This window comes from bacterium, assembly GCA_024224155.1.
Taxonomy (GTDB): domain Bacteria; phylum Acidobacteriota; class Thermoanaerobaculia; order Multivoradales; family JAHEKO01; genus CALZIK01.
The window spans coordinates 1-1,457 of sequence record JAAENP010000108.1 but is presented as its reverse complement, the minus strand read 5'-3'; the positions used below and the strand labels follow the sequence as shown (position 1 = coordinate 1,457).

The 1,457-nt window shown below is 64.0% G+C and carries 3 protein-coding genes; all 3 read left to right on the top strand.

Annotated elements, in window-relative coordinates; translation table 11 throughout:
* Positions 1–576, top strand: a 576-nt coding sequence (locus tag GY769_06205) for a CPBP family intramembrane metalloprotease (GenBank protein ID MCP4201513.1), incomplete at its 5' end; no start/stop codon positions are given.
* Between the two features lie 42 nt (positions 577–618).
* A complete protein-coding gene (locus GY769_06200) occupies positions 619–1,056 on the top strand; it encodes an ATP-binding protein (protein ID MCP4201512.1) in 438 nt (145 codons plus the stop codon).
* A gap of 45 nt (positions 1,057–1,101) precedes the next feature.
* Positions 1,102–1,440, top strand: a complete 339-nt coding sequence (locus GY769_06195) for an STAS domain-containing protein (protein ID MCP4201511.1) — start codon at positions 1,102–1,104, stop codon at positions 1,438–1,440.
* Positions 1,441–1,457 lie beyond the last annotated feature (17 nt).

The following is a 1,457-nucleotide window of genomic DNA, read 5'->3' as shown; positions in this document are numbered from 1 at the left end:
GGATTCGGCACCGGCTCGAGGTTCGATCCCGGCGGCGACGGCGGAGTGGTTCGTGGGCGTCCTCCGGTATGGGTCAGGCAGCTGGGTTTGAGGGCGCGCCGGATTCTCCCTGAGCTCTCGGTCGGGCTCTCGGCGGGCCTCCTCGGCTGGCTCGCGGTGCTCTCGGCGGCGCTGCTGTTGGGCCTGCTGGTCGCCGCGATGGGCGGGGAGGAGGCGCTGACTCGGGAGCCGTCGGAGCAGATCGTGTGGCTGGCGACGCTGCCGGTCGGCCTGCGCCTGGCGGTCAGCCTGGTGGCCGGGGTGGTCGAGGAGCTCTTCTTTCGTGGCTTTTTGCAGCCGAGGGTGGGTATCGCGGCGTCGAGCCTGCTATTCGCCGGCGCCCACGTCGCCTACGGCGAGCCCTTCCTGCTGTTCGGCGTCCTTCTGCTGTCGCTCTTCTATGCCTGGCTGACGCGTTGGCGGGGCAGCGTCTACGCGGCGATGGCGGCGCACTTCCTGTTCGACGCGATTCAGCTCCTGGTCGTCATTCCCGCCGTGCTCCGGATCATCGCGACCGGATCGGCTTTCGGAACCTGACTTTCACCACCGGGTCGAGGTTCTGCTAGACTCGGCACCGCGATGCCCGTCGAAGAGCCTCAAGTCCGGATCTCGATCGGTAGCCGTTTCGAGCATATCGACCTGATCCAAGTCGTCGTCGACGACGCGCTGGAGCGCCTCGGGCTGGATGACGATTCGCGTCACTGGGTCGGGATCGCGATCCGTGAGGCAGTGGCCAACGCCATCAAGCACGGCAATCGGCAGGACCCGGACAAGGAGGTCGAAGTGGAGCTGGCCATCATCGGCGATCAGGCGATCATCCGCGTCGTCGACCAGGGGGAGGGGTTCGATCTGCAGGAGGTCGAAGATCCGCTGGCGCCGGAGAACCTGCTCAAGCCGAATGGCCGCGGGATCTTCTACATGAGCAACTTCATGGACGAGATCGAGTACAGCTCCCGACCCGAAGGCGGTACGGTGGTGACTCTACGCAAGCAGATCGCGGGGATCCGGACGGATTAGAGACTAGACTCAATTCGCGAATAACTCAATTCTGAAGGAGCGAGCATGAAGATCGAAGCGCGTCACGAGCAAGGTGTGACGATTATCGAGCCCAAAGGCAAAATCACGATCGGCGTCGGGGACGTCGCCTTGCGTGAGGCGGTGTCCGAGGCGCTGGAAGCCGGCGCCCGCAATATCCTGGTCGATCTCGGAGGGGTGAGCACCATCGACTCCTCGGGAATCGGCGAGCTGGTGAGTGCCTTCACCTCGGTCTCCAATCGCGGCGGCCAGCTCAAGCTGGTCAATCTGCCGCCCAAGGTCACCGACATTCTGCAGATCACGCAACTGATCTCGGTATTCGAGGTTCACGACAACCTCTCAGAAGCCCTCGCTTCGTTCTCATAAGTCCGCGAGCCGTTCGT

Excerpts from the sequence above, each read along its gene's own strand:
- GY769_06195 (MCP4201511.1), top strand. The coding sequence starts at position 1,102 with ATGAAGATCGAAGCGCGTCACGAGCAAGGTGTGACGATTATCGAGCCC.
- GY769_06200 (MCP4201512.1), top strand. The coding sequence starts at position 619 with ATGCCCGTCGAAGAGCCTCAAGTCCGGATCTCGATCGGTAGCCGTTTC.